General features: G+C 76.3%; 19 protein-coding genes and 1 pseudogene. 16 read left to right on the forward strand and 4 right to left on the reverse strand.

Translation table 11 applies throughout. The features are described 5' to 3' along the window. The 3 genes and pseudogenes from RKE29_RS19395 to RKE29_RS19405 all read left to right on the forward strand — a co-directional run. Positions 1 to 197: pseudogene (locus RKE29_RS19395) on the forward strand (ABC transporter ATP-binding protein); the annotation flags it as partial. A 100-nt stretch (positions 198 to 297) separates the two neighbouring features. Then, complete coding sequence (locus RKE29_RS19400; RefSeq protein ID WP_312006713.1) at positions 298 to 1155, forward strand: ABC transporter permease; 858 nt, start codon at positions 298 to 300, stop codon at positions 1153 to 1155. A 60-nt stretch (positions 1156 to 1215) separates the two neighbouring features. Then, positions 1216 to 1884 carry a hypothetical protein gene (locus RKE29_RS19405; RefSeq protein WP_312006715.1) on the forward strand — a complete coding sequence of 223 codons (669 nt, stop codon included), beginning with the start codon at positions 1216 to 1218 and terminating at the stop codon, positions 1882 to 1884. Between the two features lie 75 nt (positions 1885 to 1959). On the opposite strand, the gene ybaK is transcribed toward RKE29_RS19405, so the two are convergent. From ybaK to RKE29_RS19420, 3 genes are all read right to left on the reverse strand, one after another. Further along, positions 1960 to 2475, reverse strand: a complete 516-nt coding sequence (gene ybaK / locus RKE29_RS19410) for a Cys-tRNA(Pro) deacylase (protein WP_312006716.1) — start codon at positions 2473 to 2475, stop codon at positions 1960 to 1962. Between the two features lie 5 nt (positions 2476 to 2480). Continuing rightward, positions 2481 to 3221: an LON peptidase substrate-binding domain-containing protein gene (locus RKE29_RS19415; RefSeq protein WP_312006717.1), complete on the reverse strand. Its 741-nt coding sequence runs from the start codon at positions 3219 to 3221 to the stop codon at positions 2481 to 2483. A gap of 232 nt (positions 3222 to 3453) precedes the next feature. Further along, on the reverse strand, positions 3454 to 4992 hold the full coding sequence (locus RKE29_RS19420) for an oxidoreductase (protein WP_312006732.1): 1539 nt from the start codon (positions 4990 to 4992) through the stop codon (positions 3454 to 3456). A gap of 230 nt (positions 4993 to 5222) precedes the next feature. Here RKE29_RS19420 and hisD point away from each other — a divergent pair, with 230 nt between their 5' ends. The 9 genes from hisD (at position 5223) to hisF (ending at position 11271) form a co-directional block, all read left to right on the forward strand. Next, entirely contained in the window at positions 5223 to 6548 is a 1326-nt protein-coding gene (gene hisD, locus RKE29_RS19425) for a histidinol dehydrogenase (protein ID WP_312006718.1), read from the forward strand. Then, on the forward strand, positions 6545 to 7669 hold the full coding sequence (locus RKE29_RS19430; RefSeq protein ID WP_312006720.1) for a histidinol-phosphate transaminase: 1125 nt from the start codon (positions 6545 to 6547) through the stop codon (positions 7667 to 7669). The genes hisD and RKE29_RS19430 overlap by 4 nt, the downstream gene beginning before the upstream one ends. Beyond that, on the forward strand, positions 7666 to 8259 hold the full coding sequence (gene hisB, locus RKE29_RS19435) for an imidazoleglycerol-phosphate dehydratase HisB (protein WP_312006721.1): 594 nt from the start codon (positions 7666 to 7668) through the stop codon (positions 8257 to 8259). Before RKE29_RS19430 ends, hisB begins: the two co-directional genes overlap by 4 nt. After that, complete coding sequence (locus tag RKE29_RS19440; protein WP_312006722.1) at positions 8256 to 8459, forward strand: hypothetical protein; 204 nt, start codon at positions 8256 to 8258, stop codon at positions 8457 to 8459. Before hisB ends, RKE29_RS19440 begins: the two co-directional genes overlap by 4 nt. Continuing rightward, on the forward strand, positions 8456 to 8620 hold the full coding sequence (locus tag RKE29_RS19445; protein WP_312006723.1) for a hypothetical protein: 165 nt from the start codon (positions 8456 to 8458) through the stop codon (positions 8618 to 8620). The genes RKE29_RS19440 and RKE29_RS19445 overlap by 4 nt, the downstream gene beginning before the upstream one ends. Further along, a complete protein-coding gene (gene hisH / locus RKE29_RS19450; RefSeq protein WP_312006724.1) occupies positions 8611 to 9261 on the forward strand; it encodes an imidazole glycerol phosphate synthase subunit HisH in 651 nt (216 codons plus the stop codon). Before RKE29_RS19445 ends, hisH begins: the two co-directional genes overlap by 10 nt. A gap of 68 nt (positions 9262 to 9329) precedes the next feature. Then, the gene (gene priA / locus RKE29_RS19455; protein WP_312006725.1) at positions 9330 to 10061 is read left to right on the forward strand and encodes a bifunctional 1-(5-phosphoribosyl)-5-((5-phosphoribosylamino)methylideneamino)imidazole-4-carboxamide isomerase/phosphoribosylanthranilate isomerase PriA; all 732 of its coding nucleotides are present in this window, start codon (positions 9330 to 9332) and stop codon (positions 10059 to 10061) included. Between the two features lie 23 nt (positions 10062 to 10084). Next, on the forward strand, positions 10085 to 10504 hold the full coding sequence (locus tag RKE29_RS19460; protein ID WP_312006733.1) for a Rid family hydrolase: 420 nt from the start codon (positions 10085 to 10087) through the stop codon (positions 10502 to 10504). After that, positions 10501 to 11271, forward strand: a complete 771-nt coding sequence (hisF, locus tag RKE29_RS19465) for an imidazole glycerol phosphate synthase subunit HisF (protein WP_312006726.1) — start codon at positions 10501 to 10503, stop codon at positions 11269 to 11271. Before RKE29_RS19460 ends, hisF begins: the two co-directional genes overlap by 4 nt. A 131-nt stretch (positions 11272 to 11402) precedes the next feature. Here the strand turns inward: hisF and RKE29_RS19470 are convergent, their stop codons facing one another. Then, on the reverse strand, positions 11403 to 12101 hold the full coding sequence (locus RKE29_RS19470) for a TIGR03085 family metal-binding protein (RefSeq protein WP_312006727.1): 699 nt from the start codon (positions 12099 to 12101) through the stop codon (positions 11403 to 11405). Positions 12102 to 12295: 194 nt separating this feature from the next. Between RKE29_RS19470 and hisI the strand changes: the two genes are divergently transcribed. From hisI to RKE29_RS19490, 4 genes are all read left to right on the forward strand, one after another. Further along, entirely contained in the window at positions 12296 to 12664 is a 369-nt protein-coding gene (gene hisI, locus RKE29_RS19475) for a phosphoribosyl-AMP cyclohydrolase (protein WP_312006728.1), read from the forward strand. A 110-nt stretch (positions 12665 to 12774) separates the two neighbouring features. Further along, positions 12775 to 14352 carry an anthranilate synthase component I gene (locus RKE29_RS19480; protein WP_312006729.1) on the forward strand — a complete coding sequence of 526 codons (1578 nt, stop codon included), beginning with the start codon at positions 12775 to 12777 and terminating at the stop codon, positions 14350 to 14352. A gap of 132 nt (positions 14353 to 14484) precedes the next feature. Beyond that, positions 14485 to 15153 carry a TIGR02234 family membrane protein gene (locus tag RKE29_RS19485; RefSeq protein WP_312006730.1) on the forward strand — a complete coding sequence of 223 codons (669 nt, stop codon included), beginning with the start codon at positions 14485 to 14487 and terminating at the stop codon, positions 15151 to 15153. A 173-nt stretch (positions 15154 to 15326) separates the two neighbouring features. Then, entirely contained in the window at positions 15327 to 15587 is a 261-nt protein-coding gene (locus tag RKE29_RS19490; protein ID WP_312006731.1) for an HGxxPAAW family protein, read from the forward strand. Positions 15588 to 15822: the final 235 nt, after the last annotated feature.

The following is a 15822-nucleotide window of genomic DNA, read 5'->3' on the forward strand; positions in this document are numbered from 1 at the left end:
GCGCGGCCCGCGCGTGCGGCCGGCGCTGGACCCTGCGGCTCGCGCCGGACGCGGCGCGCGCGGCCGTCGCCGCCGTGACCGGCGGGCCCGCCTTCGCGGCCCTGGACGACTTCACCCTCGCCACGCCCAGCCTGGAGGACGTCTACCTGGCGCTGGGCGGCCGGGCCGAGGGCGCGCAGGGGCTGGTGAAGGCGTGACCGCGGCGCACCGCACCCCGGCGGCCCCCGCGGCGCCGACCGCGACGGCGGCGAACCCGACGGCGGCGATGCCGACCGCAGCGAAGAGGAGCAGCGCAACGTGAGTGTCGTGCCCACGGAGGCCGGGCCCGGGACCCTGCGGACCGCGGCCGGGCCCCGGGCCGGGGAACCGGACGTCCGGCGGCCGCGGCCCGGCGGCGGCCCCGCCCCGCTCGCGGCCCGCGCGCGGCTGCTGCCCGCGCTCGGCGCCGTCTACCGGGCACAGCTCTCGCGGGCCCGGGTGGCCCGCATCCCGCTGCTGTTCGTCGCCACCTTCCAGTCCATCGGGATCATGGTCCTCATGCGCGGGATCGCCGACGGCGGCGCGGAGGCCCGGGCCGTGGTGTCCGGGTCCAGCGTGCTGGTCGTGGCCTTCGTGGCGCTCAACCTCCTCGCCCAGTACTTCGGGCACCTGCGGGCCGGCGGCGGCCTGGACCACTACGCCACGCTGCCCGTGCCGCCCGCCGCCGTCGTGCTCGGCGCCGCCGCCGCGTACGCGTCCTTCACCGTGCCCGGCACGGTGGTCACGGCGGTCACCGGCAGCCTGCTGTTCCACCTGCCGCTGGGCCACCTGTGGGTGCTCGGCGCGGTGATCCCGCTGTCCGGCGCCGCCCTCGCCGGGCTCGGCGCGGCGCTCGGCCTGCTCGCGCCCCGGCCGGAGCTGGCGACGCTGTGCGGCCAGCTGGGCATGTCCGCCGCGCTGCTGCTCGGCGTGCTGCCGCCCGGCCGGCTGCCCGCCCCGGTGTCGTACGCGCGCGACGCCCTGCCCTCGACGTACGGTGTGGAGGCCCTGGCGCGCTCCTTCGACGCGCGGCCCGACTGGCTGGCCGTCTGCGCCGACCTGGGCGTGTGCGCGGCGGTGGGCGCCGTGTCGCTGGCCGCCGCGACCTGGGCCTACCGGCGGGCGGCCGCGCGGTGATCCGCCGCGCCGCGGCAGCCCCCGGACCGACGTACCGCCGACTGCTGACAGGATGACGGGGTGACAGCACCGTTGACGCCACACGATCAGCCCCCTCACGAGGCCTCCGGCGACCCGCGCGGGGACCAGGGCCCCGCGCGGTCCGACGGGCCCGCCGCCCCGTACCCCGGCGTCGGGCCCGGGCCCGCGACCGGCCCGGGGCTGCGCGCCGACGTGGTGCGGGCCGCGCTCACCGGGGCCGCCGTGGCGGTGTCCGGCGTACTCCTCGGACTGCTGTGGCTGTGGCTCGCGCCCCGGGTCCCGCTGGTCTCGGACGGCCGGGCGGTCTATCTGAAGAACTCCGAGAGCGAGGAGGCGATCGGCGCCGACGGCACGTTCGTGCTGCTGGGGCTCGCCTTCGGGGCCGTGTCGGCGGCGGTGGTGTTCTGGTCGCACCGGCGCGGCGGCGTCCCGCTGGTCGTCGCCCTGGCCGCGGGCGGCCTGCTCGGCTCGGTCGTCGCCTGGCGGCTGGGCGTGTGGCTCGGCCCGGAGTCGGACATCGTGGCGCACGCCCGGCGGGTCGGCCGGGGCGTGGTCTTCGACGGGCCGCTGGAGCTGGGCGCCAAGGGCGCGCTGCTGGCCTGGCCGGTGGCCGCGATGATGGTGCACCTGGTGCTCACCGGCCTGCTCGGCCCGCGCGACCCGGAGCCGGACGCCCTGCCGGACGCGGGCCCGCGGGTCGGCTCGTAGGCCGCTCCCGTACGAGCGGGAGGGCGGCCCCGCGCGGGGCGACGGGCGGCGCCGGAAGACCGCCGGGACAGGCCGTCAGCCGCCGCGCCGGGCGATCGGGGCCGTCACCGCGCCGGTGAGCGCCGCCAGGTCGGCGGGCGCCAGCTCCGCCTCCAGCCCGCGCCGGCCCGCCGACACGTACACCGTGGGGTGCTGACACGCCGACGCGTCCAGCACCGTCGGCAGCCGCCGCCGCTGCCCCAGCGGCGAGATCCCGCCGCGCACGTACCCCGTGGCGCGCTCCGCGTCCGCCGGGTCGGCCAGCTCCGCGCGCTTGCCGCCGGCCGCCGCGGCCAGGGCCTTCAGGTCCAGCGACGCGGCGACCGGCACGACGGCCACGGTCAGCCGGCCGTCGACCGCCGCGACCAGCGTCTTGAACACGCGGGCCGGGTCCGCGCCCAGCGCCCGCGCGGCCTCCTCGCCGTAGGACGGGGCGGCCGGGTCGTGCTCGTAGGCGTGCGTGGTGAAGGGCGTGCCCGCGGCGGCCAGGGCGGCCGTGGCCGGGGTGGCGGCGGCCTGCCGCGCCGGCGCGCTCCTGCGGCCTGGGGCCACGGCGGTCAGTTCGGGCTCGTCGGACGCCGCGTCAGGTCCACCAGGGGCAGCGACGGCAGCCTGCGGATCAGCGCGCTCTCGGTGCGCAGCAGCCGCAGCTCCTCGGCCAGCCTGCTCGCGGTGTCCGGCGCCTCCAGCAGCCGCTGCTTGACGGTCGTGTCCAGCACGGCCGCCGCCGCCACCAGGTACGACAGCACCGACGGTTCGCCCGGCAGGTCCTGCGCGGTGGCCAGGGTGCGCTCCCGGGCGCCCGCGAGGCGCTTCTGGTAGGTGTGGAAGGCCCGTACGACACCGGAGGCGAGCGCGCCGGCGCCCTCGCCCTGCTCCTCCTTCAGGTCCTCGACCTCGGCGGTCAGGTACGGCCCCGAGGCGTCCACGGACAGCAGCCGGAAGCGGGTGGTGCCGGTGGCCAGCACCTCGTACGTGCCGTCCTCCTGGCGGCGGATGGTGGCCGCGTCCGCCACGCAGCCGACCTGGTGGAAGGAGGCGATCGGGTCCGGGCCGAAGCCGGCCGCCGGGCCGGGCTCCGGCTGGCCTTCCGGGTCCGGCAGGCCGCGCGCGGTGGGCGCGACCTCGTGGCCGTCGCGGATGGCGACCACGCCGAACCGCCGCGGAGCGTCCTCGGGCAGTGCCGACAGGGTGCGCATCATCGCGCGGTACCGCTGCTCGAAGACGTTGAGCGGCAGCACGAGCCCGGGGAACAGCACGGTGTTCAGCGGGAAGAGCGGAAGGCGGGCGGAGGTCACGTCGGCAAGCCTAATGGCCGGGCCCGGCCCGCATCACCGGCGCGGCGCGGGGTGTGCGCCGGTGCGCCCGGGCGCCGCCGGGCCCGCCCGCCCGTGGGCGGCCCGCACAGGCAGCCCGTACAGGCAGCCCGCGCAGGCCGCGCGCCCGCACACGTCGTCCGCTCCACAGGCCGTCCGCACCCGCCGCCGCCCCGCCCGGCCCGCGCCCGGCCGGCCCGCGCCCGGCCGGCCGTCACTGCCGCCGCAGCAGCCGGGAGGCGCCCGCCGCGACCGTCGTGGCCAGGATCCAGCCCAGCGAGATCATCAGCACCGCCGCCCACTGCGCGGCCCCGTGCGGGTTCCAGTAGCCGTCCTGGCCGAGGTCGACGACGGGGACCAGCAGGTCGAGGGTGTACAGGGCCGCGTTCCAGTGCGGGCCCTCGCCCGTCTTCATCGGGTCCGGCCGGTGCTGCGCGAAGTACACCGAGCCGACCGCCCACAGCACCGCCATCCACACCGCCGCGCGGCCCGGCCGGTAGCCGTAGGCCACGGTCCAGTCCTGGAGGTAGCCCCACAGCTTGCCGGCCAGCGGCAGGGTCTCGCGGCGGCGGCGCTGCTTGGCGAGCTGCACCTGGCGCGCGTCGGCGTCCTCGCCGCTGCCGCGCATGGCCTGCGCCAGCACCTCGTACGGCTCCGGAGCGTACTCCGGCGTGGCCGCCGCCACCCAGTCCAGGCGCCGGGTCAGCGGGAAGTGGCCGCGCGGGATCAGGCACTCGTAGGAGAAGCCCGCGATGGTCAGGTCGCCGGCCGCGGGCCAGCTGGTCGACATGTCGACCAGGTTGACCACCCGCGCGCCGGACAGGATCACCCGCCCGCCCTCCGGCCGCTCGCCGAGGAACCGCAGCTCGGGCGCCTGCACCCGGCGCAGCGACAGCTCCTGGTCGTCCGCCATGACCAGCCGGGCCTGGTCGAAGTCGATGACGTCGCCGAACCGCCCGTCGTCCAGCCGGATGCCGCCCTCGCACCGGAAGTGCTGGACGGGCGTGCCGCGGGTCGGCGTGTCGCTCATGCCGTACGGCGGGGTGGAGCCGGAGGAGAACGGCGAGCCGGCGAGCCCCAGCGGCGTGAGGTAGAAGCTGCGGCCGACGGTGAGCTGCGGCGCGTTCAGCGCGCGCGCCCCGTACGGGTTGCGCAGCCGGCTGCCGCGCAGGCTCAGCGACACGCCGACCTGCGCGCCGCGCAGGCTCACCTCGCCGACCGCCTCGATCATCTCCGCCTGGAGGTCCTGCGCCACGGTCAGGCCGTCGGCGCTGATCGACCGGCCGCTGCGGTCGGGCCGCACCACGAGCTGGTTGAGCAGTAAATCGGTGCCGATGTGCGCGTCGGTGAGCCGTATCCCGCCCTCCACCACGCAGCGCGGCAGGTGCAGGTCGCCCTGCGTCTGCAACCGGGCGGCCTCCACGCGGGGTATCGCGCAGCCGACCAGGCGCAGGGTGGTGAAGTGCGCCTCAGGCAGCTGTATCTCCTGCTCGAAGCGGCAGTTGCGCAGCTCCACGTACGGCTGTATCTCGCCGCCCGCCAGCTTCAGGGTGCCGGTGATGTGCGCCCCGTTCAGCTTCAGCGCCGAGACCCGGCCGGGCAGCGCGGGCGGGCTGGTCAGCAGCAGCAGCGCGATGACCCGGGCGCGCACGCTGCGGTCGGGCCCCCAGGCGTACGGCCCGGCCGGGTCGTTGCGCGCCGCGTGCGGCGTGCGCAGGTCGTACGTGCTGCCGTTGCGGAACGCCTGCCACATGCCCCACTCGGCGGTCGTCAGATCCGCGGGCGGATCGTCCAGGCGTGTATCGGTCACGGCCGCATCTCCTTAACACTCCTTACGTACGCCCCCCACGAACCCCATGCCCGCTGCGTAACCGCTTGAACGCCGCGCGTCAGGATCCGCATCGGAAGGCAAACCTAGGGGACGGCGTATCAGTGGCTGGAACGGGGGGAGGCCGCAGACAGGTGTCTGCGACAATTGATCGCGTGATCTCCCGAATCGACCTGCGCGGCGCCGCCTTCCCCGACGGCGGCGTCGACCGTGACCTGCTGCCCCGCGCCGAGCTCGACGTCGAGGCCGCCCTGGAGAAGGTGCGGCCCATCTGCGACGACGTGCGCCATCGCGGCACCGCGGCGCTGATCGACTACGCGCGCCGGTTCGACGGGGTGACGCTGGACAGAGTCCGGGTCCCGGAGGAGGAGCTGCACAGAGCCCTGGAGCACACCGACCCGGCGGTGCGCGCCGCCCTGGAGGAGGCGGTCCGCCGCGCCCGGCTGGTCCACCGCGACCAGCGCCGCGCCGACCACACCACGCAGGTGGTGCCCGGCGGCACCGTCACCGAGCGGTGGGTGCCGGTCGAGCGGGTCGGCCTGTACGTGCCGGGCGGCCGCTCGGTCTACCCCTCGTCCGTGGTGATGAACGTGGTGCCCGCCCAGGAGGCCGGCGTCGGCTCGCTCGCCGTCGCCTCCCCGCCGCAGGCGGAGCACGGCGGCCTGCCGCACCCGACCATCCTGGCCGCCTGCGCCCTGCTGGGCGTCACCGAGGTGTACGCGGCGGGCGGCGCCCAGGCCGTGGCCATGTTCGCGTACGGCACCGACGAGTGCCGCCCGGCCGCCATGGTCACCGGCCCCGGCAACATCTACGTGGCCGCGGCCAAGCGGCTGCTCAAGGGCCGTATCGGCATCGACGCCGAGGCCGGCCCCACCGAGATCGCCATCCTCGCGGACGCCACCGCCGACCCGGTGTACGTGGCGGCCGACCTGATCAGCCAGGCCGAGCACGACCCGCTGGCCGCCTCGGTGCTGGTCACCGACTCCGAGGAGCTGGCCGCGGCGGTGGAGAAGGAGCTGGCCGTCCAGGTCGCCGCCACCAAGCACGTCGCCGACCGCATCGCCCCCGCCCTGTCCGGCCGCCAGTCCGGCATCGTGCTGGTCGACGGCGTCGAGCAGGGCCTGGCGGTGGTGGACGCGTACGCCGCCGAGCACCTGGAGGTGCACACCCGCGACGCGGCCGCCGTCGCCGCCCGGGTGCGCAACGCGGGCGCGGTCTTCGTCGGCCCGTACGCGCCGGTGTCCCTCGGCGACTACGCCGCCGGGTCCAACCACGTGCTGCCCACCGGCGGCTGCGCGTGCCACTCCTCCGGCCTGTCCGTCCAGTCCTTCCTGCGCGGCATCCACGTCGTGGACTACACGCGCGAGGCGCTCGCCGAGGCCGCGCCGCACGTGGTCACGCTCGCCGACGCCGAGGACCTGCCCGCGCACGGCGCCGCCGTCCGGGCCCGCTTCGACTGGAAGGTACCGGGGCAGCAGTGACCGCGAACCGCACCGAGCCCACGTGGCAGGACCTGCCCGTGCGCGACGAACTGCGCGGCGCCTCCCCCTACGGCGCCCCCCAGCTCGACGTGCCCGTCCGGCTCAACACCAACGAGAACCCCTACCCGCTGCCCGAGCCGCTGGTGGCCCGCATCGCCGAGCGCGTCGCCGCGGCCGCCCGGACCCTCAACCGCTACCCCGACCGGGACGCGGTGGAGCTGCGCACCGGCCTCGCGGCCTACCTCACCCGCACCGCGGGCCACCCGGTGGGCCCGGCCCAGGTGTGGGCGGCCAACGGCTCCAACGAGGTCATCCAGCAGCTGCTCCAGACCTTCGGCGGGCCCGGCCGCACCGCCATCGGCTTCGAGCCGTCGTACTCGATGCACGCGCTGATCTCCCGCGGCACGGGCACCCGCTGGATCTCCGGCCCGCGCCGGCCCGACTTCACCCTGGACCCCGGTGCCGGGTGCGCGGCCATCGCCGAGCACCGGCCGCACGTCGTCTTCGTCACCTCGCCGAACAACCCCACCGGCACGGCCGTCGCCGCCGACACCGTGCTCGCGCTGTACGAGGCCGCGCAGGCCGCCCGGCCGTCGCTGGTCGTGGTGGACGAGGCGTACGGCGAGTTCTCGCACCGCCCGTCGCTGCTGCCGCTCATCGAGGGCCGGCCGCGGCTGGTGGTGGTGCGCACCATGTCCAAGGCGTTCGGCGCGGCCGGGCTGCGGCTGGGCTACCTGGCCGGCCACGCCTCGGTGGTCGACGCCGTGCAGCTCGTCCGGCTGCCGTACCACCTCTCCAGCGTCACGCAGGCCACCGCGCTCGCCGCCCTGGAGCACACCGATACCCTTCTGGGGTACGTCGAGCAGCTCAAGGGCGAGCGGGACCGGCTGGTGGCCGAGCTGCGGTCGCTCGGCTGCGAGGTGACCGAGTCGGACGCGAACTTCGTGCAGTTCGGCCGCTTCGAGGACGCCCACGCGGCCTGGCAGCGCCTGCTGGACCGGGGCGTGCTGGTCCGGAACAACGGCGTGCCGGGCTGGCTGCGGGTCACCGCGGGCACCCCGGAGGAGAACGACGCGTTCCTCGACGCGGTTCGCGAGCTGATGAAGGAGAGAGCGGCATGACCCGCGTGGGCCGTGTGGAGCGCACCACCAAGGAGACCTCGGTCGTCGTCGAGATCGGCCTGGACGGCAGGGGGGAGGTGTCGGTGTCGACCGGGGTCGGCTTCTTCGACCACATGCTCGACCAGCTCGGGCGGCACGGCCTGTTCGACCTGTCCGTCAAGACCGAGGGCGACCTGCACATCGACACCCACCACACCATCGAGGACACCTCCCTGGCGCTCGGCGCGGCCTTCCGGCAGGCGCTCGGCGACAAGACGGGCATCACCCGCTTCGGCACCTGCGCCGTGCCGCTGGACGAGGCGCTGGCGCAGGTGACGGTCGACCTGTCCGGCAGGCCGTACCTGGTGCACAGCGAGCCCGACGGCATGGCGCCGATGATCGGCGCGTACGACACGACGATGACCCGGCACATCTTCGAGTCCTTCGTCGCGCAGGCGCAGGTCGCCCTGCACGTCCACGTGCCCTACGGGCGCAACGCGCACCACATCGTGGAGTGCCAGTTCAAGGCCCTCGCGCGGGCCCTGCGGCAGGCCGCCGAGCCCGACCCGCGCGCGGCCGGAATCCTTCCCTCCACGAAGGGCGCGCTGTGAGCGACGGGCGTGCGGCCGCCGGGCCGCGGGTGGCGACGATGGCCGCCGGGCCGCGGGTGGCGACGATGGCCGCCGGGCCGCGGGTGGCGACGATGGCCGCCGGGCCGCGGGTGGCGACGATGGCCGCCGGGCCGCGGGTGGCGACGATGGCCGCACCTGTGCGCCGCACGGCCGGAGAAGCGAACGGAGCAGCACAGTGAACGGCCTGTCCACCGTCTTCATCCTGCTGGGCCTGTTCCTGGTCGGAGGCGTCGTCTCCTTCGTCAAGCAGGGCGTTGCCCGCGGCGTGATCGTGCTGCTCGCGGTCAGCGCCGCCATGGCGCTGACCGCCGGCGTGCTGCGTCTGGAGGTGTGGAATTGACCGGGTCCGCCAAACGAGTGATCGTCTTCGACTACGGATTCGGCAACGTGCGCTCCGCCGAGCGGGCGCTGGCCCGGGTCGGCGCGGACGTGGAGATCAGCAGCGACTTCGACGCGGCCCTGGAGGCCGACGGGCTGCTGGTGCCGGGCGTCGGCGCGTTCGCCGCCTGCATGGCGGGGCTGCGCGCCGCGCGCGGCGACTGGCTGGTGGGCCGCAGGCTCTCCGGCGGCCGGCCCGTGCTGGGCATCTGCGTCGGCATGCAGATCCTGTTCGAGCGCGGCATCGAGCACGGCGTGGAGTCCGAGGGCCTGGGCGAGTGGCCCGGCGCGGTCGAGCCGCTGCGCGCCCCCGTCGTGCCCCACATGGGGTGGAACACGGTCAAGGCCCCGGAGGGCTCCCGGCTGTTCGCCGGGCTGGACGACCGGGCGCGCTACTACTTCGTGCACTCCTACGCCGTACGCCACTGGGAGCTGCGGACCGAGAACCCGGCCATCCCCGCCCCGCTGGTCACCTGGTCCACGCACGGCGAGCCGTTCGTCGCCGCGGTGGAGAACGGGCCGCTGTGGGGCACCCAGTTCCACCCCGAGAAGTCCGGCGACGCCGGCGCGCAACTGCTGGCCAACTGGCTCGGCACCCTGTAGACCCGTACGGCCGGCCCGGCCCCGGCCGCTCACGCCCGTACCACCCCTTCCTAAGGACCCTTCCCGCCATGAGCACCCACCGCCTCGAACTCCTCCCCGCCGTCGACGTGCGCGGCGGCCAGGCCGTCCGGCTCGTCCACGGCGAGTCCGGCACCGAGACGTCCTACGGCGATCCGCTGGAGGCGGCGCTGGCCTGGCAGCGGGCGGGGGCGAGCTGGCTGCACCTGGTGGACCTCGACGCGGCGTTCGGCACCGGCACCAACCGGGACCTGGTCGCCCAGGTCACGGCCGCCATGGACATCCGCGTGGAGCTGTCGGGCGGCATCCGCGACGACGACTCGCTCGCCGCCGCCCTCGCCACCGGCTGCACCCGGGTCAACCTCGGCACCGCCGCGCTGGAGGCCCCGGAGTGGGTCGCGAAGGTCATCGCCGAGCACGGCGACCGGATCGCCGTGGGCCTCGACGTGCGCGGCACCACGCTGCGCGGCCGGGGCTGGACGCGCGACGGCGGCGACCTGTACGAGACCCTGGCCCGCCTGGACTCCGAGGGCTGCGCGCGGTACGTCGTCACCGACATCGCCAAGGACGGCACCCTCAAGGGCCCCAACCTGGAGCTGCTGAGGAACGTGTGCGCCGCCACCGACCGGCCGGTCGTCGCCTCCGGCGGCGTGTCCTCGCTGGACGACCTGCGCGCCCTGGCCGGCCTGGTGCCCGACGGCGTCGAGGGCGCGATCGTCGGCAAGGCGCTGTACGCCGGGGCGTTCACCCTCGAAGCGGCGCTGGCGGCGGTGTCCGCGTGACCGGGCGGGACGACCCGCGGGCCATGCGGCGGCTGAGCACCGGCGGCCCGCTGGAGGAGGACTTCGGCTGCGCGCGGGCGGTCGCGGCCGGCGACCTGGTGCTGGTCTCCGGGACGCTGCCGGTGCTGGACGGCGTGCTCCAGGGCGAGGGCGACCCGTACCAGCAGACGCTCGCCGCCTTCCGCGGCGCGCTGGCCGCGCTGGAGGAGTTCGGCCTCGGGCCGGGGTCCGTCGTGCGCACCCGCATGTACCTCGCCCACGCGCGGGACGTGGACGAGGTGGCGCGCGCCCACCGGGAGCTGTTCGGCGCGGTGCGGCCCGCCGCCACCCTCGTGGTGGTGTCCGGCTTCGTCGACGCGCCACGCGTGCTGGTGCAGGTGGAGCTCGAAGCCCACCGCGCGGCGCACGGCGCGGCCCCGGACACCGGGAGGGCGGAGTCGTGACCCTGTCGGTACGCGTCATCCCCTGCCTGGACGTGGACAACGGCCGGGTCGTCAAGGGCGTCAACTTCCAGAACCTGCGGGACGCCGGGGACCCGGTCGAGATGGCCCGGGTCTACGGCGACGAGGGCGCCGACGAGCTGACGTTCCTCGACATCACCGCGTCCTCCGGCGACCGCGAGACCACGTACGACGTGGTGCGCCGCACCGCCGAGCAGGTGTTCATCCCGCTGACCGTCGGCGGCGGCGTGCGCGCCGCGGGAGACGTGGACAAGCTGCTGCGGGCCGGGGCCGACAAGGTGGGCGTCAACACCGCGGCCATCGCCCGCCCCGACCTGATCCGCGAGATCGCCGAGCGGTTCGGCAGCCAGGTGCTGGTGCTGTCGGTCGACGCCCGGCGCTGCCAGGACGGCACGGCGACCCCCTCCGGCTTCGAGGTCACCACGCACGGCGGCCGCCGCGGCACCGGCATCGACGCCGTCGAGTGGGCGCACCGCGCCGCCGAGCTGGGCGCGGGGGAGATCCTGCTGAACTCGATGGACGCCGACGGCACCAAGGACGGCTACGACACGGCGATGATCGAGGCCGTGCGCGAGCACGTGACCGTCCCGGTCATCGCCAGCGGCGGCGCGGGCCGCCTCGGCGACTTCGCCCCGGCGGTGGCGGCGGGCGCCGACGCGGTGCTGGCCGCGTCCGTGTTCCACTTCGGCGACCTGCGGATCGGGGAGGTCAAGGAGGCGCTGCGGACGGCGGGGCACCCGGTGCGCTGAGCGGCGCCCGGTCCGGTGGCGTGCGCCGGGCGCGGCGGCGGCTCGGGCCGCCGGGGCGCCCGCGCGCGGCCTCGCCCGCGCCCGGCGGGCCGTCAGGCGCCGGCCCGGCCGCCGCCCTTCGCCCCGCGCCTTCAGTCCTTGCCCTCTGAGCCCTTCTCGTCTTTCTTGCCCGAGGCGTCGTCCGCGCCGCCCGACGCGCCGACACCGAGCCGCGCCCGCAGGACCCGCGCCACCGCGTCCTGCTCGCCGTCGGCCTCGACCCGCGCGGCGTCCTGCCGCCCGTACAGGAACAGCAGCAGCTCGCCCGGCCCGCCGGTCACCGTGACCACCGGCGCGCCCCGGTGGGCCACCGCCGTACGGCCGTCGGGGCGGCGCACGACCAGACCGACCGGCGATTTCCGGCCGAAGATCCGCGCGCCGCGCTCCACGCGCGCCCACAGCGCGTCGGCGAACACCGGGTCCAGCTCGCGAGGCGTCCAGTCGGGCTGGGCGCGGCGGACGTCCTCGGTGTGCACGTAGAACTCGACCGTGTTCACCGCCTCGTCCACCTGCTTGGGCGACAGCGGCGACCACCGCGGCGGGCCGGTCCTGATCAGCCGGATCAGCTCCTCGTACGGCCGGGCGGCGAACTCCGCCTGCACCCGGGCCAGCCGCCCGGCCAGCGGCTTGAACAGCAGGCCGCCCGACGCGTCCGCGCGGCGCTCGCGCACCACGACGTGGGCGGCGAGGTCGCGGGCGGTCCAGCCCTCGCACAGGGTGGGGGCGTCGGGGCCCACGCTCTCCAGCAGGTCGGCGAGGAGGAGGCGTTCGCGCTTGGCGTGAGTGGACATGCCGCCCAGCCTACGCTCCGGGACCCGCCCCGGCAGGGGGCCGCGCCGCCGCGGCCTCCCGCGTCCGCCCCGCGGGGGGCGCGGCCGGATCGGCCGGAAACGAATGTCAAACGAAGAGCAGCGAATGTCGAACGAGTGTCAACCGTAGTCGGCCGAATGTCGACCGAATGTCAACCGTAGTCAACAATGGCCCCATGACCGGCACCGACGACCGCCCCTCCGCCCTTGATCCGGCCCTGGCCGCGCGCCTGAAGCGCAACGCCGACGGCCTGCTCCCCGCCATCGCCCAGCAGTACGACACCGGAGAGGTGCTGATGCTCGGCTGGATGGACGACGAGGCGCTGCGCCGCACGCTGACCACCGGGCGCTGCACCTACTGGAGCCGCAGCCGCCAGGAGTACTGGGCCAAGGGCGACACCTCCGGTCACGTCCAGCACGTGAAGTCCGTGGCGCTCGACTGCGACGCCGACACGATCCTGGTCAAGGTCGACCAGGTGGGCGCGGCCTGCCACACCGGCGACCGGACCTGCTTCGACGCGGGCACGCTTCCGCTGGACGGGTAGGCTCACCGCCCATGACCCCGGGCGCCGGCGCACCGCCGGCCCGGCCCGGCGCCGGACGACGACCCCCGGCGCCCCCGACGCGACCGACCCCAGCCGGGAGGACCGCCGCCATGACCACCGCCGAGACCATGGACATCGGCACCTTCCGCCGCCTCGCGGCAGACCGCCGCGTCGTCCCGGTCAGCCGCAGGCTGCTGGCCGACGGCGACACGCCCGTCGCCCTCTACCGCAAGCTCGCCGCCGAGCGGCCCGGCACCTTCCTGCTGGAGTCGGCCGCGGGCGGCACCTCGCACGCCGTGGGCGGCGGGGGCGGGCCGTCCTGGTCGCGCTACTCCTTCGTCGGCGTGCGCAGCTCCGCCGCGCTGACCGAGCGCGGCGGCCGCACCCACTGGCTGGGCTCCCCGCCCGTCGGCGTACCCCGGGACGGCGACCCGCTGCGGACGCTGCGCGCCACCCTGGAGGCCCTGCACACCCCGCGCGACCTCGCCGGCGGCCTGCCGCCCTTCACCGGCGGCATGGTCGGCTACCTCGGCTACGACATCGTGCGCCGCCTGGAGCGGATCGGCGACAGCGGCACGGACGGCGGCCCGCTGGCCGACGTGCCCGAGCTGATCATGCTGCTCACCTCCGACCTCGCCGTCCTGGACCACCGGGACGGCACCGTCCTGCTGATCGCCAACGCCATCAACCACAACGACCTGGCCACCGGCGTGGACGAGGCGTACGCCGACGCCGTCGCCCGGCTCGACGTGATGACCGCCGACCTGGCCCGGCCCGTGCCCACCGCCCCCACCGCCCTGCCGCCGTCCGCGCTGCCGCCGCTCACCGGCGAGTGGCAGCCGGGGCGGTACGAGAAGTCCGTGGAGGACATCAAGGAGCGCATCCGCGCGGGCGAGGCGTTCCAGGTCGTGCTCTCCCAGCGTTTCGAGGCGCCGTGCCAGGCGAGCGCCCTGGACGTCTACCGGACGCTGCGGGCCACCAACCCGAGCCCGTACATGTACCTGTTCCGCTTCCCCGGCGCGGACGGCACGCCGTTCGACGTGGTCGGCTCCAGCCCCGAGGCGCTGGTGAAGGTCGAGGACGGCCGGGCGCTGCTGCACCCCATCGCCGGCACCCGCCCCCGGGGCGCCACCCCGCGCGAGGACGCGGCCCTGGCCGAGGAACTGCTGGCCGACCCCAAGGAGCGCGCCGAGCACCTGATGCTCGTCGACCTCGGGCGCAACGACCTGGGCAGGGTCTGCGCGCCCGGCAGCGTCGAGGTCGTGGACTTCATGTCGGTCGAGTACTACAGCCACGTCATGCACATCGTCTCCACCGTCACCGGCAGGCTCGCCCCGGGACGTACGGCCTTCGATACGCTCACCGCCTGCTTCCCCGCGGGCACCCTGTCCGGCGCGCCCAAGCCGCGCGCCATGGAGATCATCGAGGAGCTGGAGCCGACCCGTCGCGGCCCTTACGGCGGCTGCGTGGGCTACCTGGACTTCGCCGGTGACTCCGACACCGCCATCGCCATCCGCACCGCGCTGCTGCGGGACGGCACCGCGTACGTGCAGGCGGGCGCGGGCATCGTGGCCGACTCCGACCCGGCCGCCGAGGACGCCGAGTGCCGCAACAAGGCGTCGGCGGTGCTGCGGGCGGTCCACATGGCGGGCCGCCTCGGCGCAGGCGGGGAACCCGCGGACGGCTGACGCCGGGCGCCGGCCGCCCGCCCGCGCGGGCCGGCCGGGGGCGCGGCTCCCGGGCGACGGCCCCGCGCGGGCCAGCCGCCCGGGTGACGGCCGACTGGGGAGATATTCGCCGAGTGGTGGATAGTGGTACGCGTGAGTGCAGCAGCCGTACCCCAGCCCCAGGCCGACCACGAGGCCTCCGCCCGAGCCGAGCGAGCCCACCGCGGCGGCCGGCTCAGCCTCGCCGTCGCCCTGCTGTCCGGCGCGCTCGGCGCGGCGCTCGTCCTGCTGGCCACCAGCCGCACCTGGGCCACGGGCACGGCCGCCGTCGCCCAGAGCGCCCTGCCGCAGCGCGCGGACGGCGACGACATCACCGGGCTGCCCGGGGCGCTCGCCATCGTCGGCCTCGCCGCGCTCGTCGCGGTGTTCGCCGTGCGCCGGGTGGGCCGTGCGGTGGTCTCCGCGCTGCTCGCGCTCAGCGGCGTGGGCATCGTGGTCAGCGCGCTGCGCGGCGCGTCCGACCGGGCGGCCCTGGAGGACAAGGCGGCCCGGGCCACCGGCCTGGCCGGCAGCGCCATCCACGACGTCGCGTACACCACCTGGCCGTGGGTCGCGCTGGTCGGCGGCCTGCTGCTGCTGCTCGCGGGGATGCTGGCGCTGGGCTACGGACGGCACTGGCCCGCGATGTCCGGCCGGTACGAGCGCGCGGAGGGCCGCCGTCCGGGCGCCCGCGCCCGGGCCCGGCGCGGGGCCGCGGCGGCCGACCCGGACCGGCCGGAGGAGCTGTGGCAGGCCCTGGACCGCGGCGAGGACCCCACCTGAGCCCACCGGCCCGGTCCGACGGGGGCCGACGGGGCGCGCCCCGGGCCGCCGCGTGCCACCCCGGGCACGTCCCGGCCGTGCCCGTCGGCGACAATGGGACGGTAGGAGTCGCCCCGCGCGGGGTGCCCGCGAGGCGGCGGCACGCGCGGCGGCACAGCGACGAGGAGTCACTCATGGCGGGTCACAACCACGGCAACACCCCGGCTGCCTGGACCGGTGTCGTTATCGCCTTCATCGGGTTCTGCGTCTCGGGCGCGTTCACCGTGGCGGCCGAGCCGATCGGCTTCTGGGCGGGCCTGGGCATCGTCGTCCTCGGCGGCGTCGTCGGCATGGCCATGCGCGCGGCCGGCCTCGGCCAGCCCAGGCGCAAGCCCGGCCCGCAGCCCGCGCGGGAGGGCGTCGCGAACACGCAGGCGCTCAGCGGCCGCCACTGAGCCGCGCCGCCCCGTCCCCGGCGCCGAGCTGAGCGCTCCGCCGGACGCCACCGCCCGACGGCCGCCGCCCGGGTGCCCCTGAGGCGCCCGGGCGGCGGCCTGCGCGCGTAGCGGCTGCCGCGCGGGACCGCGCGTGCCGCCGAAGCGCGGCCGGGCGCGGGACCGCGCTTCGGGGGCCGCACGGAACGGGCCGCCGTAAGGCGCCCGGCCCCGTCCCGCGCCCGGCGCAGCGGCG

The sequence above is a fragment of the Streptomyces sp. B1866 genome (genome assembly GCF_031932565.1).
Lineage (GTDB): Bacteria > Actinomycetota > Actinomycetes > Streptomycetales > Streptomycetaceae > Streptomyces.